General features: G+C 44.9%; 24 protein-coding genes, 1 tRNA gene and 1 riboswitch. Of the genes, 6 read left to right on the plus strand and 19 right to left on the minus strand.

All coding sequences use genetic code 11. The features are described from left to right. Positions 1-11: 11 nt before the first annotated feature. Positions 12-166, minus strand: a riboswitch (Lysine riboswitch). Between the two features lie 200 nt (positions 167-366). Next, entirely contained in the window at positions 367-1,080 is a 714-nt protein-coding gene (locus AC0J5I_RS13930) for an HAD family hydrolase (protein ID WP_475301096.1), read from the plus strand. A 3-nt stretch (positions 1,081-1,083) separates the two neighbouring features. Then, the gene (locus tag AC0J5I_RS13935) at positions 1,084-2,043 is read left to right on the plus strand and encodes a lactate/malate family dehydrogenase (protein ID WP_475301099.1); all 960 of its coding nucleotides are present in this window, start codon (positions 1,084-1,086) and stop codon (positions 2,041-2,043) included. A 71-nt stretch (positions 2,044-2,114) separates the two neighbouring features. On the opposite strand, the gene panD is transcribed toward AC0J5I_RS13935, so the two are convergent. From panD to AC0J5I_RS13955, 4 genes are all read right to left on the minus strand, one after another. Then, entirely contained in the window at positions 2,115-2,501 is a 387-nt protein-coding gene (panD, locus tag AC0J5I_RS13940; protein ID WP_086628237.1) for an aspartate 1-decarboxylase, read from the minus strand. 15 nt (positions 2,502-2,516) lie between these two features. Beyond that, positions 2,517-3,359: a pantoate--beta-alanine ligase gene (gene panC, locus AC0J5I_RS13945; RefSeq protein WP_475301103.1), complete on the minus strand. Its 843-nt coding sequence runs from the start codon at positions 3,357-3,359 to the stop codon at positions 2,517-2,519. Between the two features lie 14 nt (positions 3,360-3,373). Then, positions 3,374-4,144, minus strand: a complete 771-nt coding sequence (panB, locus tag AC0J5I_RS13950; protein ID WP_475305737.1) for a 3-methyl-2-oxobutanoate hydroxymethyltransferase — start codon at positions 4,142-4,144, stop codon at positions 3,374-3,376. Positions 4,145-4,519: 375 nt separating this feature from the next. Continuing rightward, positions 4,520-5,491, minus strand: coding sequence for a hypothetical protein (locus AC0J5I_RS13955; protein WP_475301107.1), 972 nt, complete (start codon positions 5,489-5,491; stop codon positions 4,520-4,522). Positions 5,492-5,641: 150 nt separating this feature from the next. Between AC0J5I_RS13955 and AC0J5I_RS13960 the strand changes: the two genes are divergently transcribed. Together AC0J5I_RS13960 and AC0J5I_RS13965 are read left to right on the plus strand one after the other, a co-directional pair. Next, positions 5,642-6,517, plus strand: coding sequence for a DNA/RNA non-specific endonuclease (locus AC0J5I_RS13960; protein ID WP_475301111.1), 876 nt, complete (start codon positions 5,642-5,644; stop codon positions 6,515-6,517). Positions 6,518-7,003: 486 nt separating this feature from the next. Then, positions 7,004-7,141, plus strand: coding sequence for a hypothetical protein (locus AC0J5I_RS13965; RefSeq protein ID WP_407433801.1), 138 nt, complete (start codon positions 7,004-7,006; stop codon positions 7,139-7,141). Between the two features lie 546 nt (positions 7,142-7,687). Here AC0J5I_RS13965 and AC0J5I_RS13970 read toward each other — a convergent pair. The 5 genes from AC0J5I_RS13970 to AC0J5I_RS13990 form a co-directional block, all read right to left on the minus strand. Further along, entirely contained in the window at positions 7,688-7,912 is a 225-nt protein-coding gene (locus AC0J5I_RS13970; protein WP_107995871.1) for a hypothetical protein, read from the minus strand. Between the two features lie 246 nt (positions 7,913-8,158). Next, positions 8,159-8,231 (minus strand) — tRNA-Ala (locus AC0J5I_RS13975). Between the two features lie 69 nt (positions 8,232-8,300). Then, a complete protein-coding gene (locus tag AC0J5I_RS13980; RefSeq protein WP_475301120.1) occupies positions 8,301-9,083 on the minus strand; it encodes a Cof-type HAD-IIB family hydrolase in 783 nt (260 codons plus the stop codon). Positions 9,084-9,097: 14 nt separating this feature from the next. Beyond that, on the minus strand, positions 9,098-10,879 hold the full coding sequence (locus AC0J5I_RS13985; RefSeq protein ID WP_475301124.1) for an ABC transporter ATP-binding protein: 1,782 nt from the start codon (positions 10,877-10,879) through the stop codon (positions 9,098-9,100). Next, entirely contained in the window at positions 10,876-12,606 is a 1,731-nt protein-coding gene (locus tag AC0J5I_RS13990) for an ABC transporter ATP-binding protein (protein ID WP_107995874.1), read from the minus strand. The genes AC0J5I_RS13985 and AC0J5I_RS13990 overlap by 4 nt, the downstream gene beginning before the upstream one ends. Positions 12,607-12,974: 368 nt before the next feature. On the opposite strand from AC0J5I_RS13990, the gene AC0J5I_RS13995 reads away from it, so the two are divergent. Continuing rightward, the gene (locus tag AC0J5I_RS13995) at positions 12,975-13,193 is read left to right on the plus strand and encodes a DNA-directed RNA polymerase subunit epsilon (RefSeq protein ID WP_086628267.1); all 219 of its coding nucleotides are present in this window, start codon (positions 12,975-12,977) and stop codon (positions 13,191-13,193) included. Continuing rightward, positions 13,190-14,866, plus strand: a complete 1,677-nt coding sequence (gene rnjA, locus AC0J5I_RS14000) for a ribonuclease J1 (RefSeq protein ID WP_107995875.1) — start codon at positions 13,190-13,192, stop codon at positions 14,864-14,866. Before AC0J5I_RS13995 ends, rnjA begins: the two co-directional genes overlap by 4 nt. A 62-nt stretch (positions 14,867-14,928) precedes the next feature. Here rnjA and AC0J5I_RS14005 read toward each other — a convergent pair whose 3' ends face one another. From AC0J5I_RS14005 to AC0J5I_RS14050, 10 genes are all read right to left on the minus strand, one after another. Continuing rightward, the gene (locus AC0J5I_RS14005) at positions 14,929-15,237 is read right to left on the minus strand and encodes a HesB/YadR/YfhF family protein (protein ID WP_107995876.1); all 309 of its coding nucleotides are present in this window, start codon (positions 15,235-15,237) and stop codon (positions 14,929-14,931) included. A gap of 98 nt (positions 15,238-15,335) precedes the next feature. Further along, positions 15,336-15,968, minus strand: a complete 633-nt coding sequence (locus AC0J5I_RS14010) for a response regulator transcription factor (RefSeq protein WP_086985367.1) — start codon at positions 15,966-15,968, stop codon at positions 15,336-15,338. A gap of 32 nt (positions 15,969-16,000) precedes the next feature. Beyond that, on the minus strand, positions 16,001-17,071 hold the full coding sequence (locus tag AC0J5I_RS14015; RefSeq protein WP_475301135.1) for a sensor histidine kinase: 1,071 nt from the start codon (positions 17,069-17,071) through the stop codon (positions 16,001-16,003). After that, positions 17,068-17,802, minus strand: a complete 735-nt coding sequence (gene liaF / locus AC0J5I_RS14020) for a cell wall-active antibiotics response protein LiaF (protein WP_475301138.1) — start codon at positions 17,800-17,802, stop codon at positions 17,068-17,070. The genes AC0J5I_RS14015 and liaF overlap by 4 nt, the downstream gene beginning before the upstream one ends. A 293-nt stretch (positions 17,803-18,095) precedes the next feature. After that, complete coding sequence (greA, locus tag AC0J5I_RS14025) at positions 18,096-18,575, minus strand: transcription elongation factor GreA (protein ID WP_086628273.1); 480 nt, start codon at positions 18,573-18,575, stop codon at positions 18,096-18,098. 251 nt (positions 18,576-18,826) lie between these two features. Further along, positions 18,827-19,456, minus strand: a complete 630-nt coding sequence (udk, locus tag AC0J5I_RS14030) for a uridine kinase (RefSeq protein WP_107995879.1) — start codon at positions 19,454-19,456, stop codon at positions 18,827-18,829. A 41-nt stretch (positions 19,457-19,497) separates the two neighbouring features. Beyond that, entirely contained in the window at positions 19,498-20,670 is a 1,173-nt protein-coding gene (gene mltG / locus AC0J5I_RS14035; RefSeq protein ID WP_475301144.1) for an endolytic transglycosylase MltG, read from the minus strand. A gap of 263 nt (positions 20,671-20,933) precedes the next feature. After that, entirely contained in the window at positions 20,934-21,272 is a 339-nt protein-coding gene (locus AC0J5I_RS14040; RefSeq protein WP_106448779.1) for a DUF1292 domain-containing protein, read from the minus strand. Between the two features lie 85 nt (positions 21,273-21,357). Next, the gene (ruvX, locus tag AC0J5I_RS14045; RefSeq protein ID WP_106448780.1) at positions 21,358-21,774 is read right to left on the minus strand and encodes a Holliday junction resolvase RuvX; all 417 of its coding nucleotides are present in this window, start codon (positions 21,772-21,774) and stop codon (positions 21,358-21,360) included. After that, positions 21,771-22,040, minus strand: a complete 270-nt coding sequence (locus tag AC0J5I_RS14050) for an IreB family regulatory phosphoprotein (RefSeq protein ID WP_086941762.1) — start codon at positions 22,038-22,040, stop codon at positions 21,771-21,773. Before AC0J5I_RS14050 ends, ruvX begins: the two co-directional genes overlap by 4 nt. Between the last annotated feature and the right edge of the window lie 172 nt (positions 22,041-22,212).

Genomic DNA, 22,212 nt, shown 5'->3' on the forward strand with positions numbered 1-22,212 from the left:
CTTCTGCCCGCAATACCGAAAGTACTCCACAAACGATTTTGGGCAAATCGTTCTGACAGTGTCAGGATTCTTAACCCTGACCCCAACACAGCAAACGCTGCATTTCGGCGAACACCCCTTTCAAACGGGCATTTTACTCTTGATGTTCGCAGCCTCTTCCATTATTGTATGATCGTATGACATTATTGTATGTTATTATACTGTACTGATTTTTAATTTGCAACAAAAAGCGCTTTGCCCCGCCATTTGAGCAGCCAATTCCATTGCCGTGCATCTTGGCGCGCCTTCCCTATTTTTCCCATTTCAAAAAACCGGTTTCGGATGCTATACTGACTGCAACAACCAAAGGGAGGAACTACTTCAATAATGCTTACTATTCTATTCGATTTGGACGATACTTTATACGACACAGCAAGTCCGTTTTTCCGAGCGTTGGAAAATTACCGCTTGGAGACCAGCTACAACGACGAAGCCACATTTGCTCTTTTCCGCGAGCATTGCGATACCGCCTTCGACCTGTTCTCCAACGGGAATCTGACGCTGGCCGAGTCCCACATTATGCGCACACAGCATACGTTTGCCGACTTGGGTCTTACGCTCACTACCGCAGAGGCCATGCACTTCCAGGAAACCTACCAAAAAAGGCAAGCAGAAATCACGTTAAGCCCAGGGATCGGGCAGCTGTTGAATGAGCTGAAAAGTCAGAACATTCCGATTGCGGTCTTCACAAACGGCCCTGAAAAGCACCAGATGAAAAAGTTTAACGCGTTGGGACTGGAGAGATGGGTGCCGCCAGTGCGCATCTTCATTTCCGAAAAAATCGGTTATCCAAAACCCCACGCAGCGGCTTTCGCGCATGTGCAGGAGGCTTTGGGAGCGAACCCTGATGAGCTGCTCTTCATCGGGGATACCTTCGAAACGGACATCATCGGCGGACAGACTGCTGGGTGGACATCGTTGTGGTACAACCATCGCCGGAAACCGGAAGATGAAAAAGTGGTGCTGGAGCCAACCTTCTATTCTGTAGCAGACATGCACCAAGCCATTCATGACAATATCTCAAAACGAAAGGAAATGTGACTTATGATCCAAACAAAATTAGCCATCATAGGTATCGGCCATGTCGGTTCGCAAGTATTGACCGACTGCAGCCACCTCAACCTATTTTCCGACATCGTCCTGATCGACAGCAATGAAGCAACGGCAAGAGGAGAAGCATTGGACCACCGCCATGCGCTGGCCGCCAGCTACCGGACAAACAGCAAAATCTATGCCGGCGACTATGCAGACTGCGCCGATGCGGACGTCATCATCATTTCCGCGGGCGTCAGCGAGAAGCCTCGCCCGGGCGAGGCGATGCCCCCAAGAGCATTGATGGGCAAAGAGAATGCCGTTGAAATTCGCAAGATCATGGCCAGCATCACCGAACATACAAAAGACGCCATCATCATCCTGATAACGAATCCGGTCGATACGATTACCTATATCGCCGAAAATGAGTTCGACTATCCGAAAGGCAAGATTTTCGGCACCGGAACGACTTTGGATACTTTCCGCTATCGTCAGATTGTTGCTGCCCACTATCAGGTCGATCCCAAGAACGTCAACGGCTATATCATGGGAGAACACGGCAGCACCGCCTTCCCGGCTTTCAGCAGCACGACTGTGGGTGCGCTCACCCTTCCCCAATGTGATGCCTTATTGGACCCTGCGGAACCATTGGACCGAAAATTCGTCAGCCAAGAAGTGGTGCACACAGCTTCCGATGTCTTCAACTGGAAAGGTTGGACTAATTCAGGCATCGGGGAAGTCGCAGCAGCCTTGGCCCGCGCGGTCATGCTGGACGAGAAAAGCATCTTCCCTGTGACCGCAACCGTCGACGGCTTTTACAACTGCCATGGCGAAGCGGCCTTCAGTATGCCTTGCATCATCGGAAGGAACGGCTTGGAGAAACAGATTCCCTTGCCGCTGGATGATGAAGAATACGAAAAAATTCAACTCTCCATCAAAGATATTCAATTTACGCTGCAATCCGTGAGATAGGAAAAGCGCAACCGCATCGATCCAATAGGACCCAATGCGGTTGCGCTTCTTTTTGTTGCTATCTGGACAGCCTACATGCTGAGTCTGCCGTGTTCTTCATATCTAGTTACTGTTGTGATGGCGTTCTGCTCATCCACAAACACCACCAGCGGTTTGTGTTCCTTCGCTTCCTGTTCATCCATCATGCAGTAAGCCATGATGATGATTTTGTCGGACACCTGAACGCAACGGGCAGCGGCACCGTTCAAACAGATCATGCCCGAGCCGCGTTCGCCTGCGATGACGTAAGTTTCGAACCGGGCCCCGTTGTCGATGTCGACGATCTGGACCTTCTCATATTCGATCAGTCCTGCGGCGTCCAGCAAGTCCTTGTCGACAGTGATGCTGCCCACATAGGAGAGCTCCGCCTGGACAACGACGGCGCGGTGTATTTTACTTTTTAGCATATTTAGTTGCATTGTTTTTCCCCCCACTTATTCCGTGATAAAATTATCGATCAGACGCGTTTTTCCGATATAGACTGCCAAAGCCACCAATACAGGTTGCTCGACGCTATCCACTTGCTGCAGCGTACGCGCATCCACCAACTCCACATAATCGATCTTTGCCATCGGTTCCGCTTGGATGGTTTCCGAAATGGCCTTGAGGATTTTGGCAACATCCTGCTCGCCATCCGCAAGCATTTGCTTCGCGACTTCGAGCGCCCGGCTCAGCACCAACGCTGCCTTTCGCTCATCCGCTGACAGATAACTGTTGCGCGAGCTTTTCGCCAATCCGTCCGCTTCCCGGATGATCGGGCAACCGATGACTGTGACGTCCATATTGAGGTCGCGGACCATCTGCTGGATGACCGCCAATTGTTGGGCATCCTTCTGTCCGAAATAGGCGCGGTCCGGCTGCACGATGTTGAACAGCTTTGTCACGACTGTGCAGACGCCCCGGAAATGAGCCGGCCTGCTCTTTCCGCACAAGCTCTCCGTCAGACCATGCATGTCAACAAAGCTGCTGAAATCGGGATGGTACATCTCTTTCGGCTCGGGATGGAAAATCAGGTCCACTCCGCTGGCTTCGCACAAGGAGGCATCCTTTTCCAGATCCCTTGGATAGCTTTCCAAATCTTCGGATGGGCCGAACTGCATCGGATTCACAAAAATGCTGACGACCACCCGATCGTTTTCGCTGACGGCTTTCTGCATCAAGCTTTGATGGCCTTCATGGAGATAGCCCATCGTCGGTACGAAGCCGACCGACAAACCTTCCTTTTTCCAGGCCTTCACGGTACTGCGGATTTCTTCAACCGTTGCTGCAATCTTCATTCGTGGTTACTCCTCTAATATAATTTTTCGATGACCGCATCGGACAGCGCAAAGGTGTGCTCCGCTGCCGGAAACGCGCCGCTTTTCACTTCGGTTATGTAGCCCTCGATGGCTGTCTGCATCTGCGGTCCGATCTCCGCGTAGCGCTTGACGAATTTCGGTGTGAAATCGGAATATAGCCCCAGCATGTCCTGATAGACCAACACTTGGCCGTTGCAGCCGTTTCCTGCGCCGATGCCGATTGTCGGAATCGAGATGCTCTTTGTGATCAGATCGGCCAGCTTGGCCGGGATGCATTCCAGCACCACCGCAAAAGCTCCTGCTGCTTCCACCGCTTTCGCCTGCTCAATCAAGCTGCGCGCAGCCTCTTCATCTTTACCTTGTACTTTGAATCCTCCGAAAGCATGGACGGATTGTGGCGTCAGTCCGATATGCGCCATGACCGGTATGGAAGCTTCCACGATCGCCTTGATCTGCGGGCAGACTTCAAGGCCGCCTTCCAGTTTGACTGCCTGCGCCCGGCCTTCTTTGATCAGCCTGCCTGCATTGGAGACCGCGTCATAGACGGAGGTCTGATAGGACATGAACGGCAGATCGCTTACGACCAACGCATCCTTTACCCCTCTGGCGACAGCTTTCGTGTGGTGGATCATATCCTCCATCGTTACCGATAGGGTGTCTTCATACCCCAGCATCACCATCCCCAGCGAGTCGCCAACCAATACTGAGTCGATCCCTGCAGCATCAATCAGTTTGGCAGTGGAATAGTCGTAAGCAGTCAGCATCGTGAGACGCTCATTTTTCTGCTTGGCATTGTGGAAAGTCAAAACCGATTTCTTCACCCGAATTCTCATCCTCTCTTCATCCAACATAATATATTATTCACACATTACGTTCTGCGGGGAATAATGTCAACAACTTTTTGAATCTGGAAGCCCTGCCAAAAGCATTCGTTGTCATGACACATGGATATTCCAAACGAAATGTAGCGGAAATAGGCGTGAACATAAAAAAATAACCTTCAGAGCGTCGCAGGAAAACTGTCCTATCAACGCTTCTGAAGGTTAAATTTGTAATGTGATGGAGAAGATTATTTAGTGTGAATTAAAATCCTAAAGCCAACTTATTAAACTAAACTCATCAACGGAACATTTTATTACTTAATAACATTTCGAGCACGGTTCTAATCCCAATGATAGAGCCTGGTCCATTGTCGATTCAATGTATGTCCCATTTCCACATTTATGATTATGGTATTTTGAACCAGTTGGAGTAATTAAAACAACCTGCCCATAATTTTGTTGTGGAGCTGCGGCCGCTCTGTTGGCTTCCGCCTGGGCAGCCGCTGCTTGCTCTGCTGCTACTCTATCTGCCTCTGCTTGGGCTGCGGCAGCTTGCTCTGCAGCAATTCTATCAGCTTCTACTTGAGCCGCAGCAGCTTGCTCTGCAGCGATTCTATCAGCCTCTGCTTGAGCAGCCTGCTCTTCAATAGTTCTTTCTACGCTAGATATACGTGAAGAAAAGTCCTTTTGCCGGGTGACGACAACCGCTAAATAGGTTTTTGCATTCTCAATTGATTCACCCGTTAAATTTGCTTCTGCCGATGCTATTGCTTCCTCCGCTAATCTTATGTTTTCTTCTTCTCGAATTACTTCTTCCTCAATAGCTTTCAATTTATTTTGAAGTGCTTGGGAAGGCTCATCTACTTTATCTAAGGTTTTTGTGGCAGTCTCAAAATTAGATCGAGATGGCCATGAATCAGCAACAGTAATCGCGGCAGTGGCACTTTTCAATAATTTTTTTTGATTTGATTCTGCTTTTGCATTTTCTTCTGCTGCAAGTTCTTTCTCCGTATTTCCCTTCGTAGATGCAGTCTCTACTAGGGATTGCTTTGACGTTGATTCTGAGGCAGTACTTCCCTCTCCAGATGTCATTAATGCGAAGGTACCAAACAAACTGATGACCGTACCAACAATAGCGAGTTTCATTTTTTTAGGATTGGGAGTCTTTTTCATGTAATGCCAAATACCATATCCGAAAATTATTAAAAGCACGGGGGATATTAGCTGGAAAATAGCAATAACAAAGACAGAAGCAAGTAATACGCCAAATAATTTCATAATCTTTTTCATTTTCATTACTCCTTTATTAAGAATTTATAACAAACACATTACCGTTATAATCATAGTTTAATATTAATATATATAAATAGCAATTATACTAAGGAAAATTTTTATCTGCGATGTTAAGATAGAAATAGTAATTGAAAGGAGGATAGATATATGTCAAAAAAAAATAATAATAATCCTTTTTTCGACCTCTTAGGGATGTTGCTTATTCCCGCTATTGTTTTTTCCATTGTGGTGAGCATCGATCCATCGAATGCAAAAACAGAAAAACAAGTGAGTCAAACATACGAAATATCTAGCTTCGAAGTTGAAGAGAAAGAATCAATTATAATCGAATCCACTAGCATAATAGATCCAGAAATAGAATTTGAGTCTATAAAAGAAATGGATTCTGAGGTTTCTTCAGATTCAGACCTCCAAAATTCCACTTCTGTTGAAGCAACAGTGGATACACCAGAACAATCATATTCTGCTATCTTAACAGCAGCAGACGTTCCGCTATACACTGGGGTAGATGAAGTAATACTGAATGCTGGAAACAGTACCTTTACAGCAGCAGAGTTAAAGTATGACGGTGTAGGATGGGCTGTGTATGGAAATTTAGATAATTGGAATCGTGTGACGACCATGGATGCTATGGTAACACCTAATATGTATGACACCGGCACAGATGCCGACGGTCGTATACTGCCAACTGGATGGAAAAAAAGTGAGCAGAACGCAGGCAACCCAGAACAACTTAATAGAGGGCATCTGTTAGCAGATGTACTGGGCGGAAGTGGAGAAGACTGGCGTAATCTGGTCACTCTATACCGCAATGCTAATTATCCAACAATGTATTTTGCTGCAGAAGATATTGTTAAGACAGCTATTCAACATGGCTCAGTTGTTCGTTATCGCGTAACACCAATATTTGTGGGAGAGGAATTAATGTGTGAAGGTATGCATATTATGGCAAAAAGTGTAACGGATAACTCCGTTGATTTGAATGTATATGTGTTTAATAAACCGACGGACGACATAGACTAATCACTTAAAAATATCAGTTGATATTTTAATCAACACGGATGGAAATAAAACCAACGCAGACACCGAAAAATTCGCTGTCTGCGTTGGTTTTAATCGTGTATTTATAAATTCGTGGTGCTTTTCTGATTGATGGACCTCCTGGACACTCATCTGCACATGCGCATTGAAAATAATCCCATGAGTAACAACAATCCTACTGCTTTTTTCCCGTAACGGATATAGATTTTCATCAAAACATTTGCCTACCCGCAGTCGAAGCACTTGAGAAAGATAGGCGCACTCGGTACCTGGTGGTTGTCGTACTCATTTTGATACCGAATCTTGCTCGGGTTATCCCATATGCCCATCCGCTCCAGTTCAGTCTTCAGTAGAGCGAATTCATAACATTCAGCGACAATAAAGTAATAAGGTTTACTTCAGTAAAATACGGTATAATATATTTGTTGAAGAGATTCTCTTTAAGGACAAGAAAAGTAGGTGAACAAAGTGGGGAAATATCAATTGGATTACAAAGGTCAGGCATCTGTGACGAAGTATCATGAAAAACAGACGCCTGCCAAATTTGATAAAAAGCAGCAACTTGAAAAAATACGTGCGGAGTATTTGAAAAAAAAGAAAAAATAAACAGGTGAACTACATCGGCATTGAAGTAACGAGCCTCTGGGAACACCTATAACTTGTCTAGCGAGCGTTTCAGCTCCAAAACAGCGGTTTAGGCTGGTTTTACCATGGATTTTCCCAAGCCAATCGAGAGAATTTTTTGCGGCGTTTACATCGCTTTTGGTGAAAGGCACCTAAACTTTATGCTCTGGCATGCTAACGTTTGCAGTGCTTACTTTTCTTCTCTCTCATTTTTTGATATCGGACAAAACATCCAATCTGCACAAAGATATGCGGAAACGAAAAAAGCACCTTTCTCCTTGTAAAGAATAGGTGCTTTTTTCTATTGATGGACCTCGTAATCCCATGAGTAATAACAAACCTTCCGCTTATTTTTCCGTACCGGATGTCGATTTTAAACAAAACATCCGCCACCCGTTGTCGAAGCGTTTGAGAAAGAAGGACAACAGTTTTTTTGCCTACTTCTACAATATTAGGATGCCATTGATGCTGCCTGTGATTCTGTTTCCTTTTATTTTGCACACAAAAATTAGATACTCATTTTTAAAATTAAATTTGAAAGACGCCGCCATTCGCGATTATCTCTTTCGCGCGTTCCTCGGTTATTTCCTCGAAATCTGCAAAGTCATTCATGATGATTTCTTCGTACCAATAATCGGATGATTCCCAGGCTCTGCTCTCCGGGACGTATTTAAACATCCAGTCGCCGTATTTCAAAAGGAAATTTTTCCGATTCGCCCTCGTGGTTATGTAATATTTTGTCTTTCTCATCATTTCACCTCTTCCTCATATTATCACTTGATGGGCGACTTAACCCCTGCCTTTTTCAAACAAAAGTCCCGGCCGCAATATGGCAGCAATTTCCGTTTCTCCTATGGCGAAACGGCAGATAAATTTGCCGCATACGTGAACTTTTAGCATTACATGGTCAATTACATGCTCAAAACAAAAAAACAGACCTTAGAAACATACAGAAATGGCTCTGTATCAACGCTTCTAGGGTCTATTAATTTTACATGATGGAGACGATGGGGCTCGAACCCACGACCTCTTGACTGCCAGTCAAGCACTCTCCCAACTGAGCTACGCCCCCGAAATAACAGGGTATCAACGACGTTCGGCAAAAACGCCTTATGAATGATATGATACCCTATTTTCACTTCTATAACAAGCCTAATTTTTCAAGTGCGTAGGCAATTCCGCCTGAATTACAGTCTTTCGTGACAAATTTGGCGACATCCTTGACAGGATCGACCGCATTGCCCATTGCGACCCCATAGCCGACGCTGGAAATGAGTTCATAATCGTTGTTTCCATCACCGAAAGCTATTGTATCTTCATGCGCAAAGCCCAGATGTTTCGCCATCCACAGGGCAGTCTGTGCTTTTGATCCCGGATTCGGCAACACATCGACACCGGCATCGTGCCAGCGCACAAAGCGGAATTCCGGAAAAGTGCCGTCTTCATAGATTGCTTTCTCTTCTTCTTTATAAAACAAGAGTGCTTGATAAAGCGGATTGTTCAGATAAAAAGCCTCATCATGGTCAGGGACATCGAACTCGATGCTTTGCATCGCTTCAGTTGCGTTGTTCTCAATCGATTCGTGGCGACGAGCCAGAGCATGCGCTGATTCGTAGACAATCTGATGGCCACTCTGATCGGAAATCTGCAGCAATTTTTCAAATGCATTCAGATCCAATTTGTTTTCATACTTGAGTTCATGTTTGAAGTAACCTGCAGCACCGTTGCAAACGATATAATTGTCCAATTGGAACGTATCGATGACCTCTTGGGCCAAAAATAGATTCCGTCCCGTCGCGATCGCGATTTCGTGCCCATTCTTCTGCAGTTGGCGCAAAGCTTGGAGAGTGCTCTCAAGCGGCATCTTTTCATCGTTCAGCAATGTTCCGTCGATATCAAAGAAAATGAATTTTTTGTTTTCCAAATTTTTTGCTCCTCTTATTCTGCCTCATTTTTGAATTGACTCGTGTACAAATCGTAATAAAATCCTTTTCTTTCCAGTAGCTCTACGTGTTTGCCATGTTCGATTATTTCACCTTGATCCATAACGAGAATCAAATCAGCGTCGTGGATGGTGGAAAGTCGGTGCGCGATCACAAAACTGGTCCTGCCTTGCATGATGCGTTTCATCGCTTTTTGGATTAAAGCTTCCAATCTAGTATCTACGGAACTAGTCGCTTCGTCAAGTATTAAGATTTTAGGATCCGCGATGAAAGCGCGGGCGATCGTCAGCAATTGCTTTTGCCCCAAGGAAATATTGGAGGCTTCCTGGTTTATGACCGTATCGTAGCCTGCACCCAAAGTCTGGATGAAGTGATGCACATTGGCTGTGGTCGCCGCATCCACTACCTCTTCGAAGGTCGCATCCAGTTTTCCGAAACGGATATTCCCTGTGATCGTGTCCTTGTAGAGCCAAGCGTCCTGCAGCACCATGCCGAATTGGGAGCGCAAATCAGCACGAGTCAAATCTTTCGTGTCATAACCGTCTATTTTGATGGAGCCCGAATCCACCTCATAGAAGCGCATCAAGAGATTGATCATCGTAGTCTTGCCGGCGCCTGTCGGACCGACGATAGCCACTGTTTCGCCGCTTTTTACGTCGATGTTGAAATTTTTGATCAGTGGATCTTCTTTGTCATAGCTGAAGGAGACATTTTCAAAAGTGACATCTCCGCGGATTTCCTTCGGCAAACTCATTTTCACTTCTGCTTGCACCTCTTCTTCTTGATCAAGGAGATCGAAGACGCGTTGGATGGAAGAAGCAGCCGATTGGATGATGGCCGATAATTGTGTGATCGTCGAGATTGGCTGGTTCACTTGCCAGACGTACTGCACCATAGCCTGCACATTACCGATCGTCATCGCTCCAGCCATCGCTTGCAGAATCCCGAGCACAGCTATGATGATATAGGAAGCATTGGTGACGAGTGCCACAGCCGGTGACAGTAATCCGGAAATGAAAGCCGCCTTGAAACCATTCTTTGTCAGGGATTCATTGATGGAATGGAACTCATCGAAAGCATCCCCTTCTTTGCCGTAAAGCTTGATGATGGAGAAGCCGGTCAGCGATTCCTGGACAAACCCGTTCAGCTGCCCGAGATATTTCGCTTGCCCACGGAAATACGGCTGCGACAGCAGCGTGATCTTTTTGGAAAGGATGGTGGCCATCGGAATCAGCACGACCATGGTGAGAGCCAGCTTCCAACTGATCGCAAACATCATGATGAGCGCGAAGGTGATTCCCAAAACGGCATTCAGCACCTGCAGCAACGATTGTTGCAGCGCATTGCCGATCGAATCAACATCGTTTGTCACTTTGCTCAATATGTCACCGAATTGGTTGCGGTCAAAGTAAGCAATCGGCAGCCGGTTCAGTTTATCGCTCAGATCCTTGCGCAAATCACGCATAGCATCTTGAACGACATCGGTCATGAATAATTGCGAATAGAGATTCGTAGCTTGGTAAAGTAGTGCCCGAGCAAAATAGATGACCAGCACTTTCGATAAATAATCGTAATTGATGCCGGCACCTTCCACGCCTTTCAACATATCCGATACATTTCTGCCTATTTCGGTAATGGCAAATCCGATGATGAAAGGCTCCAGTACGTTCAGTATCGTCATCGCTATGCTCAAAACGATCGAGCCGAAGAACTTCATTTTGTAAAATTTGAGGTAATCCCATACCCGGAGCAACGTTTTTTTGTCCACTTTTTTCATGCGAGTTCCTCCTTGCTCATTTGCGAGGACGCGATATCATAATAGATTTCACAATTCCGCAACAGGTCTCTGTGGGTCCCCTGACCGACGACCTCACCTTCATTCATTACAATGATCTTATCTGCATGCATGATCGTGCTCACGCGTTGGGCCACAATGATGACTGTCGCTTTTCCGGTCTCTTTTTTGAGCCGCGCGCGCAAGGTCGCATCCGTCTTGTAATCCAATGCCGAGAAACTGTCATCGAAAATATAGATATCCGGTTTGCGGACAATGGCTCTGGCGATGGATAAGCGCTGCTTTTGCCCGCCGGAAAGATTGCTTCCACCCTCCGCCAAATGTTCATCGAAACGTTTCGGTTTGCGCGCTATGAATTCCTTGGCTTGGGAAATATCGGAAGCTTCTTCGATTTCTTTTTTTGAGGCATCCCATTTCCCGTAACGAAGATTTTCGGATATCGTTCCGGTGAAAAGCAAGGCCTTCTGCGGAATAAAGCCGATTTTTTTGCGCAAAGATTTCAGATTATAATCGCGCACATCATGCCCATCAAGCAGGATGCGCCCTTTTGTGACATCATAAAAACGCGGAATCAACTGGATTAACGTCGATTTGCCGCTCCCTGTGCTGCCGATGAAAGCGATCGTTTGTCCAGGTTCAGCCGAAAAGGAAATATCCTTGATCACCGGGGTGTCAGTGTTCCCAGGATAGGCAAAACTGACTGCTTCAAAGCTCAGATAACCATGCGTCAGGGTTTCCGTAATCCCTTCTTCGTTCGGGGAAATGCTGCTGGCAGTGTCCAACACTTCCTGGATCCGCTTTGCGGAAACCGACGCCCGTGGGTACATCATGAAGACGACCGCAAAATTCAGAAACGAGAATAAGGCATGGAAACTGTATTCGATGAAAGCTGTCATGTCCCCCAGCTGAAGGCTGCCTCCCTCGATTTGCTCGGAACCAAACCACATTATGGCGATGATGATCAGATTGATGACATGAGAAAACACAGGTTGATTCCAGGCCATCAGGCGGAAGAGTTTTTTTGAAACCACGCTGTAGGCATTGTTGACTCCCTCAAAACGTTCAGCTTGGAAAGCTTCCTGTACAAAGGCCCGGATGACACGCATACCGGAAAGCGATTCCCTTAAATTCCCGTTGATGTCATCAAGATTTTGCTGTTGCGCCTCAGATAACGGCTGTGATTTTTTGCCGATTACAATGATCATCACAAGCAATGCCGGAAAAGCCGGCAACAAGATAATCGATAAGTCCGGACTCGTGCGCGCTATCATAAATGCGCTTGCGAACATCATAATGAAGGTCATCAACCCCATACGCAGCAACATCTGGGCGAATTGCATCAGGATGAAGGCATCATTGGTGACCCGCGTCACCAATGATGAAACGCCGATGCGATCATATTCTTCGTGGGAAAAAGTCTGGATATTTTGGTACATGTCATTGCGCATATCCGCTACCATGTTGGTAGTGATTCTGCCCGTTGCATAGGCGACAATGATTCTGCCCACAAAACCAATCAAGGCCAAGCCGACCATAACCGCAGTCGTGCGCAAAATATTCCCTTTTCCGCCACCTGCAACCGTCTCGTTGATCAAGCCCGCAAGCATCGTGGGCAATCCCAATTCCACAAGCACAAAGCCAAAAGCTCCCAAGACATTTAATAAAAATAATTTGTTATATCGACTGATATAACGCCAAATTAAAGACATTTCGATACACCTACCTTAATAAAAACGATTCGTCGGGGTTCTTCAGGGCAAAAAAAAAACATTCTCGTTTTTCTGTCCAGCCTTCCAAACCCTCTGTATCCAGTCTAGCCAATTACTGTGTTTAAGTCTACAAAAATATTGATTGCTTTCGTTAAAAAAAACAAAAGAGAATTGCCTTACTATTGGAAAGGCTTGCACCTCTGCAAAAATGATTTTGCCAGTCATTTCTATACTAACTGCCTTAATTGTGGTAAACTTATAGTACCGATTGTATGAAAAAATACAACTATTGACCAAGTTAACAAACTAAGATTGTAATTTTTAAGTACAGTACTATCAAAAACAATAAGAAAAATGGAGTGAACTATATGATATTTAAAGTAACATACCAACCAGCAAAATTTGATGCACCTACCAGAGAGAACACGGAATCTCTATACGTGGAGGCATCAGACATCGTAATAGCCAGAAGATTAGTTGAACAAAATACCCCTTACAACATTGAATTCATTCAACCTTTGGAAGGCAGCCATTTAGAATACGAACAAAAAGATCCGAATTTTAAAATCACGGAGTTCAATGTATGAAACCTAACATAAAAAATAATGAAGTCGGTGTATTTGCCCTCGGGGGTTTAGGGGAAATCGGCAAAAATATGTATGGCATACAATTCCAGGATGAAATCATCATTCTTGATTCCGGAATCATGTTTCCGGAAGATGACTTGCTTGGCATTGATTATGTGATACCCGACTACAGTTACTTGGTGCAAAACCAATCCAAAATCAAAGGATTGTTCATTTCTCACGGACACGAAGATCACATCGGTGGTGTCCCGTTTCTTTTGAAAGAATTGAATGTCCCTATCTATGCAGGCAAACTGGCGCTCGCCATGATCCGCAACAAACTGGATGAGCACGGCTTGCTCAGGGATGCTATCCTGCACGAAATCAATGAAGATTCAATCATCAAATTCCGTAAAACCAGCATCAGCTTCTTCGGAACAACGCACAGCATACCGGACACTATGGGGATCGTGGTCAAGACTCCTCCTGGTAACATTGTGTTTACAGGAGATTTCAAGTTCGATTTCACACCTGCAAACGGAAAACCGGCAAATATCCATAAGATGGCTAAAATCGGTGAAGAAGGCGTGCTTTTACTTCTGAGCGACAGCACAAATGCGGAAACACCAACATTTACCCAATCTGAGCAAATTGTTGGTCAATCCCTTAAAAACATCATTCAAAAAGTTTCGGGAAGAATCATTTTTGCTTCCTTCTCGTCCAATATCTACAGATTGCAACAAGTCACTGAAGTCGCGCTCGAAACGGACCGGAAAATCGCTATATTTGGTCGCAGCATGGAGACGAACTTCCGTACGGCTAGAGAATTAGGCTTCATCGTGGCACCGGATGATCTGTTCATCGACACGCGTGAATTGAATAGCCTTCCTGCGGATAAGGTTCTGATCATGTGTACGGGATCGCAAGGCGAACCGATGGCTGCATTAAGCCGGATTGCTAATGGCACACACAGACAGATTTCCATTCAACCGGGTGATACGGTCATTTTCTCAAGTTCACCGATTCCGGGCAACACAACCAGTGTCAATCGCGTCATCAACCTGCTTTTGGAAGCTGGGGCAGCCGTTGTTCACGGTAAAGTAAACAACGTCCACACTTCCGGACATGGTGGGCAACAAGAGCAGAAGTTGATGTTGACCTTGATGAAACCAAAATACTTCATGCCTGTCCATGGAGAGTACCGGATGCTGAAGATTCATACAGAATTAGCAGAAGCAGTCGGCATTCCAACCGAGAATTGCTTCATATCCGATAATGGGGAAATCCTTGCTTTGACGGCTGAGTCGGCGAGACGCGCCGGTAGCTTTACGGCAACGGACGTCTATGTGGATGGAAAAGGCATCGGTGATATCGGGAACATCGTCCTGCGCGATCGCCGTGTCCTTTCCGAGGATGGCCTTGTAGTCGTGGTATTGACCGTCGATTTCCGCAACAAAGATTTATTGGCGGGGCCGGACATCCTTTCGCGGGGATTCATCTATATGCGTGAATCAGGCGATTTGATCCATGAAGCACAAGCAATCGTCCGCCAGGATGTTCTTTCTTTGTTGAAGAGCCCTGATGCTGTAACCGAGAAGAAATTGAAGGACACGGTTACGAACGCCATTCAGCCTTACCTGTATGAAAAAACGGAGCGCCGTCCTATGATTGTTCCCGTCATTATGGGCGTCTGAACCTGAAAACCTGAACTGAACACAAAAAGAGGGCCTGGATCAAAAATCCAATGCCCTCTTTTTCATTTATCCTCTTTATTTTGTGCGATGAAGTTATACTCCGGTTCGCGTTGATTTTCATCGAAACCGACTTGCAGGTCATAGCCATTAAAGAACCAATCATCCGCATCCTCTACATAATATAAAATGCCATTGTACTCGGCTTTTCCAATCGGAGATACTGGCTCATCCACATCAAGCCCAACCGAGAACCCTTCATGTATTTGGCTACTGCCATACACTTTCCCAAGGAAACGAACCCCTTTTTTGCCTGAAATGCCCATTTCCTGTTCAAACCACTTTTGTGCGCGTTCACTGATCTCTATTTTCATCTAGTCGCTGATCGGATAATCAGCCTGCCCCCCTCACTACTCTCTATCATAATCATCTTATCATAAGGAAGCATCATTTTATAACACTTTGCTCAAAGTCACTGGATCAGATGATGCTTGAATGCATAAATCGTAGCCTGGGTTCTGTCATCCACTTCCAATTTTGTCAAAATGTTGGATACATGCGTTTTGACTGTCTTCAGTGTGATGAACAGTTGGTCGGCAATGTCCTGATTGGAGTAACCTTGCGCGATGAGCAGCAATACTTCCCGCTCTCTGGCGGTCAACTCTTCATGCAACGGCCGGATATTTCTTTTCGAGAAGCGCTCCAGCATTTTATCCGTCACTTCTGGCTCCAGGACTGACTCGCCGTGATAAGTCGAACGGATCGCGTCTGCGATTTCATGCGCTGAAGAAGTTTTCAGCATGTAACTGGAAGCCCCAGCTTCCAATGCCGGATAGACTTTCTCGTCATCGATGAAACTGGTAACGATGATAATTTTTGCTTTGGGCCATTCGTTCAGTATCGCTTTTGTCGAAGCAATGCCATCCATGACTTCCATGACCAGATCCATCAAAATGATGTCTGGGCGCAAATCTAAGGCCATTTCATAGCCAATTAAGCCATTTTCCGCTTCCCCTATTACTTCAATGTCATCTTGGATGGACAAATAGGCCGAATATCCCAGCCTCACCATCTCGTGATCGTCGATAATCAATACACGTATCAATCTGAACCCTCCTAAAGAAAATTTTTGTCATCCTATTCAGCACTTGCGTCGTTTGTATTCACATTCGTATTAGGGATGCGTATTTCGATCACGGTCCCTTTTTTAGGGAAACTAATGATTTTACAGCTCCCACCCATCCCCTGCACGCGCTCCTTGATGTTCATCAGACCATAGCTGCCGGATTTTTCGACCGAAGTATCAAAGCCGACGCCATCGTCATAAACACGGAGACTGATTTCCTGCAAGGTTTGTTTCAGATACACTTCCAGATTGCTTGCCCTTGCATGCCTCAGGGTGTTCGAAAGCAACTCCTGGACAATACGGAAAAAATGATCTTCGATGCCGCTCATCGTGTGGACATCATCGATTTCCCATTTAATCGCAATTTGGACTTTAGACTTCAATTCCACTAGCAACTGTTCGATCCCTTTTTTCAAGGATTTCCCTTCGAGTTTAGTTGGACGAAGATGAAGGAGCAACGCTCTCATCTCCGACTGGGACTCATTGATGATGTCTTCTATGAGCCGCATCTGTTTCTGTATTTTTTCCGGAAAAGCATCCGACCGCTCATTGACCGCCGACAACATCATCATAGCGGCAAAGAGTTGTTGGCTGACGGAATCATGCAGTTCCCTCGCAATGCGATGCCTCTCCTGTTCGAGAATTTCTTCTTTTGTTTCGTTGCCGATCTGCTGAGGATTTGCACTTAAATGCTGCACTTCCCGAGACAGGCTAAGCATCTTTTTCCTGAGCATTTCAATTTCAATATGGATTGCATGGCAATACTGATCCAAAAATAATGATTTATCTCGTTTGTTGTTGAATACCGTATGCTCATAATTGCCAAGGTAAAGCCAATGCAATTTGTCCTTGATGCGAGTTTCTTGATTTTTTAAATAAAAGTGAGCGATCCAGGTTACAACGATGGCAGCAAAAAGCAGCAACACGATGATGTAAAGAAATGCCGGCACATAAAAACGATCCACCTCGACCAGTTCCTGATAACTTAAATACGGCCTCAGGGCAAATAAAACACCAGCCACGATAAAAGCAAAGACGCCGAGTATCGTACTGAACAGAATCAAAACCGCGCTTCTCCTCATAGATAGATCACCTCCAAATCACCCAGCAGGCTATTGGAGACGATTTTGATTTTTCGATTTGCCTCATCGTAGTCCCGGCTATACAATTTAACTGTTTCATTGGTCAAGTCCAATTCATCTTCGTTGAACATAAGTTGGCCTTTGATGGTGGAATGATGGACAGCCACGCCGATTCCTAAAGGTACGATTACCCTGGTCTTTCCGAACCCTTTGCGTATCAGAATGATGTTTTCCTCTTTCGGCAACAACGTATTCCCCAAATCGATTATGGTATCACCCATGAACACAGTCAGATTGACGTCATCCCATTCATAGACATCTGTCCCGATACTGGTGTTTCCAATCCATTTTTGACGCTTTCTGGAACCGTTTCGCTGTTCCGGTTCTTTCGTTTTGACTGTACGAAATGCTTTTTCTTCCCAAGGAACGTCAACAAAAGTATCCAGCTTCAACTCAGACCAGATCCCTTTGCCGTTGATGACGACGAACAATATGAAAAAAATTAACATCAGCCACACTGAGAAAGTGGAAAGTATGCTCATTCCTACCATAAACCATCCGACCAAGCCAAGAATCTGACGACGCTCGCCTTTTCCGGTGCCAAATTTTATAAATATCAGCCCGAATACAAAGACCAACAGCAAATCTGTGTCCTGTACCAACTGGAACACGACCGCCAACCCCAACAGGCCTTCAATGAGCATGAATAATTTTAAGGCACTCTTTTTCATCCTGGGCCCCTCCCTTCTCTTCGATGTTTTATACATTTCCGCTGAACGCTAGCTTACAAGTGCGACAACCAAGAATGCAAGTATCTGCTTCCATTATAGATTACCTGGACCGCTTTGACAGTGCGCTAAGGATGGATAGTGCACTAAGACTAAAGTCGTACAGTCCATTTGAATGCATATCCTTTGTCATTTATACTCGATCAGCAAAAACGGAACGTAAACAAACAGAGGATAGGACAGCAAAATCATTTCGAATGATTTTTGTCCTACCCTCTTCTTCTTGAATGCTTTATTTAAGCTTGTTCTATTCTGACGATTTTCACGTTCATATCGCCGCCCGGTGTGCCGATGGCGACTTCTGCGCCGATTTGCTTGCCTAACAGGGCTTTAGCGATCGGAGAATCGTTTGAAATCTTACCTTCAAGCGGATCTGCTTCTGCACTGCCGACAATGGTGTACGTTTCTTCATCGCCATCCGGTAATTCTACGAATGTCACTTTCAGTCCAATCGAAACCACATTGCTGTCGACGTTTTGTACTTCAATGATTTCCGCAAAACGGATCATTTTTTCCAATGTTGTGATGCGGCCTTCGACGAAAGCTTGTTCGTCTTTTGCAGATTCATATTCCGAATTTTCGGATAAATCTCCATAGCTTCTGGCAATCTTGATGCGTTCAACGATTTCTCTTCTTTTGTTCACTTTTAAGTCTTCAAGTTCAGCTTCTAATTTGGCTTTACCTTCAGCTGTCATCGGATATGCTTTTTCGATCATAAGAAATATGCCCCTTTAAAGTAATGATTCAATATTCAATATGCAGCACAGGATTGCAGTTCCCTTTTTTTATTGATAGCTGTCCCCGAAAGCCAAACGGATCTGGGACAGGTAGCATGTCATCCAAAGAGAAATAATCATTTCCTGTGGCTCTACATCGTTTATTGGCTGCCTAATTAATAGTGAATTTAAAATACCACTTAATCCCAGTAAAAGCAATTATATTTTTAAAATATTACAGGTATTTATTATTATTCTGCATTTCCAGACAAAATTGAGGCAATTTTTGTGGTCATCAGATCGATTGCGACTTGATTTTGTCCACCTTCAGGAATGATGATATCCGCAAATTTTTTGGTTGGTTCGATGAATTGCTGATGCATCGGCTTGACCACTGTCAGATATTGATGGATGACAGAATCAAGTGTCCGGCCTCTTGATTCCATGTCGCGTTTGATTCTGCGGATGATACGGATGTCATCATCCGTATCCACATAGACTTTGATGTCCATCAGATCGCGCAGTCGTTGATCCTCTAAAATCAGGATTCCCTCAACAATTATGACTTCTTTCGGCTCGCGGTGGATCACTTTATCGCTGCGCGTGTGCTTGGAGTAGTCGTAAACCGGTTGCTCGACGCTCTCGTATTGTATCAATTTTTTAAGATCCTCGATGAACAGATCCGTATCAAACGCAAACGGATGATCGTAGTTTGTTTTCAGGCGTTCCTCAAACGGTAGATCGCTTTGATCTTTGTAATAAAAATCCTGTTCCAACAGCAAAATGGAAACATCGGTAAACTTGTCTAAGATGGCCCGACTGACACTGGTTTTCCCGCTTCCCGATCCCCCTGTCACCCCGATAACGATAGGTTTTTTCACTGGTGTTTCTTCCTCTCTTCTTGCAACTCACTTTATTCGCCTTATTCGCTGTCTACGTATTGGCTTTGCAATTGTAAATGTTCCTCATATGTTTCGGAAAAATAAACGATACCGGTTGTTGTGTCTGCAACGAAATACAGATAGTTAGTATCCGCTGGTGACAGCGTCGCTTGAATGGACCCTTCGCTTGGACTGTTGAATGGCCCAGGACCCATGCCTGTATTCCTGTAAAGGTTATAAGGCGAATCTATTTCAAGATCATCGAACGTCACTAATTCCTTGTGTTCATTCAGCGCATACAAAATACTGATGTCCGATTGTATCGGCATATCGATTTCCAGACGATTAAAGAATACGCCGGCAATATTCGCACGATCTTCCTGAGTAACACCTTCTTTTTCGACAAGTGAAGCAATCGTCAGAATTTCATGAAGCGTATGACCCGAAGAAGCAATCTGTTCTGCATAGGGCGTAAGCACTTCATTCGTCTTCTGCAACATCTGTAAAATGACTTCATCCAAACTGTTTCCGGTCAAATAATCATAAGTCGCCGGATAGAGGTAGCCTTCCAAACGATAACGCGTATCGGTGCGTTGGGATGCTTCAGTCAAAATATCAGGGTACTGTGCAGCCGCATTCGTCAGGAATTCCGCATCATTCACTTTCGCAAAAAATTCCTCAGCTGTGAAATCCGTCTTTTCTTCGACTTCCGCTGCGATTTCTTCAATCGTGTTGCCTTCTCTTACGATGATTTTGTGATCGCTCGATTGTGGCACAGGACTTCCGCCTGCTTGAAGCGTCGCAATGATGTCATTCAGACTCATGGAAGGCGATAATTCATAAAAGCCTGCTTGGAAATCAGAAACATTTTGCGTCTTGATATAGTAGTTGAAGATGGTCGCGTTTTTGATGACGTTTCCTTCTTCCAAAAGCTGCGTGATCCCTTTTGTGGACGTCCCAATCGGAATTTCCACTTCGACGACTTCCGTACTTTCTGGTTCCAAAGGCTGAAGTGCATCTGTTATATATTTGTAGCCGGCAAAGCCAACGATGACTCCTAACAGGATACCTATCGTTACGATTGCAAAAACAATTTTCCGCACTAGTGACCGTTCTTTTTTGCGTATTTTCATTTTGTCTACGGCTTCTTTCTCCAACGTAGGCCGAATGAGTTTTTGTTGCTCTTGAGGCTCTTGCTGATCATTTTGTGACAAAGACTAGCCCTCCTTACTTGAGTATATGGCTGTTGATAGTCCATCAGCCATTCGACTTCCGTAATTATACACGAAAACCTATATAAATTGAATCTTTTTCGTTATTTGCATAGACATATGGAGCATATTGGACAGTTTTCTCATCATTTTATCAGGCCGGCCCCGGTTGCATGCCGAAAGCTAAAAATACAAGACAGTAGCCAAAAAAAAAAAGAGGCCCCAGACATGAATTGTCCCGGTCCTCCCTCATTTCCCTTACAACTTTATTGAAGGTCTTCGTCTTCCATAAATGTGTTCAGGACTTCTTCGATCATATCCCATTCTTCATCCGATTCGATCGGCTCTAAATCGCCTTCTCCGCCATCTTCTGTTTCAACATAGGAATAAGCTTGCAATTCGATTTCTTCTCCTTCAGGAGCTCCTGCTGGGTAAACCAGCACATAGGACTTTCCGAAATCTTCTGATTCGAAAGTGAATAAGATTTCGAATAACTCTTCATTTCCGTTCTCATCCACGATTGTGATGTGCTCGTGGTTATCTTCATGGTCATGATCGTGGTCGTGATTGTGGTCATGATCGTGATCGTGATTATGTTCAGTCATGGTATGCACCTCTTTATCTAAGTATTATTTTTATCGTTCAAACAAAGGATATTGTAACGCAAATAGGACAAAAAAACCACTCTCTTTACTGGCTGTCCAAATAATTCTGAAGAAGTATGACAGCAGCAAGTTTGTCGATAACCTTTTTTCGTTTTTTGCGGGAAACATTTCCTTCATTAATCAACATTTTTTCTGCTTGCACAGTGGTAAGTCTTTCATCAACGTAATCGACCGGCAAACCCAACTCTTTTTCAAGCAAATTCCCATAAGCGATGGAAGCCTCCGCCCGGAAACCAATGCTGTTGTCCATATTTTTGGGCAAGCCAAGTACAAACTTTTCAACTTCGTATTCTTTGACCAATTCGGCAATCCGCTCAAGGCCAAATACGCCATTGGCCTCATCGATTTTGACGATTTCGATCCCCTGCGCCGTCCATCCCATCGGATCGCTGATGGCCACTCCTACCGTTTTTGATCCGACATCCAAGCCCATGAGCCTCATTGGATGATTCTGCCTGTTCCAGAAAGATAGCTCTTCACTAATTCCTCCATTATTTCATCACGTTCGTGACGGCGGATCAGGTTTCTGGCATCGTTATGACGCGGGATATAGGCTGGATCGCCAGAAAGCAGGTAGCCCACAATCTGGTTGATAGGGTTGTATCCTTTTTCTTCCAATGCGTCATAAACAAGGGCTAATGTCTCTTGTACATTCTTTTTCAGATTGTCATCAAAATTGAATAACATCGTTTCATCTTTCGAACTCATAGCGACACCCCAGTTTTCTTTAGTATATTTACCATTTTACAAGAAATCACAAAAAACTACAACAAAGAAATGCCGCTGCCCTCTGCGGATGGGCGTCGCGACTTGTCCAATTTCCCTCCTGTTGGTATATTCCGCATTTTGTTTCATGCGGATTGGCCCAACAAACAGGGAC

The organism is Trichococcus sp. TS_SC_9 (genome assembly GCF_056156325.1).

Excerpts from the sequence above, each read along its gene's own strand:
- AC0J5I_RS13930 (WP_475301096.1), top strand. The coding sequence starts at position 367 with ATGCTTACTATTCTATTCGATTTGGACGATACTTTATACGACACAGCA.
- AC0J5I_RS13935 (WP_475301099.1), top strand. The coding sequence starts at position 1,084 with ATGATCCAAACAAAATTAGCCATCATAGGTATCGGCCATGTCGGTTCG.
- panD (WP_086628237.1), bottom strand. The coding sequence starts at position 2,501 with ATGCAACTAAATATGCTAAAAAGTAAAATACACCGCGCCGTCGTTGTC.
- panC (WP_475301103.1), bottom strand. The coding sequence starts at position 3,359 with ATGAAGATTGCAGCAACGGTTGAAGAAATCCGCAGTACCGTGAAGGCC.
- panB (WP_475305737.1), bottom strand. The coding sequence starts at position 4,144 with ATGCTGACTGCTTACGACTATTCCACTGCCAAACTGATTGATGCTGCA.
- AC0J5I_RS13955 (WP_475301107.1), bottom strand. The coding sequence starts at position 5,491 with ATGAAAAAGATTATGAAATTATTTGGCGTATTACTTGCTTCTGTCTTT.
- AC0J5I_RS13960 (WP_475301111.1), top strand. The coding sequence starts at position 5,642 with ATGTCAAAAAAAAATAATAATAATCCTTTTTTCGACCTCTTAGGGATG.
- AC0J5I_RS13970 (WP_107995871.1), bottom strand. The coding sequence starts at position 7,912 with ATGATGAGAAAGACAAAATATTACATAACCACGAGGGCGAATCGGAAA.
- AC0J5I_RS13985 (WP_475301124.1), bottom strand. The coding sequence starts at position 10,879 with ATGAAAAAAGTGGACAAAAAAACGTTGCTCCGGGTATGGGATTACCTC.
- AC0J5I_RS13990 (WP_107995874.1), bottom strand. The coding sequence starts at position 12,606 with ATGTCTTTAATTTGGCGTTATATCAGTCGATATAACAAATTATTTTTA.
- AC0J5I_RS13995 (WP_086628267.1), top strand. The coding sequence starts at position 12,975 with ATGATATTTAAAGTAACATACCAACCAGCAAAATTTGATGCACCTACC.
- rnjA (WP_107995875.1), top strand. The coding sequence starts at position 13,190 with ATGAAACCTAACATAAAAAATAATGAAGTCGGTGTATTTGCCCTCGGG.
- AC0J5I_RS14005 (WP_107995876.1), bottom strand. The coding sequence starts at position 15,237 with ATGAAAATAGAGATCAGTGAACGCGCACAAAAGTGGTTTGAACAGGAA.
- AC0J5I_RS14015 (WP_475301135.1), bottom strand. The coding sequence starts at position 17,071 with ATGAGGAGAAGCGCGGTTTTGATTCTGTTCAGTACGATACTCGGCGTC.
- liaF (WP_475301138.1), bottom strand. The coding sequence starts at position 17,802 with ATGAAAAAGAGTGCCTTAAAATTATTCATGCTCATTGAAGGCCTGTTG.
- greA (WP_086628273.1), bottom strand. The coding sequence starts at position 18,575 with ATGATCGAAAAAGCATATCCGATGACAGCTGAAGGTAAAGCCAAATTA.
- AC0J5I_RS14040 (WP_106448779.1), bottom strand. The coding sequence starts at position 21,272 with ATGACTGAACATAATCACGATCACGATCATGACCACAATCACGACCAC.
- ruvX (WP_106448780.1), bottom strand. The coding sequence starts at position 21,774 with ATGAGGCTCATGGGCTTGGATGTCGGATCAAAAACGGTAGGAGTGGCC.
- AC0J5I_RS14050 (WP_086941762.1), bottom strand. The coding sequence starts at position 22,040 with ATGAGTTCGAAAGATGAAACGATGTTATTCAATTTTGATGACAATCTG.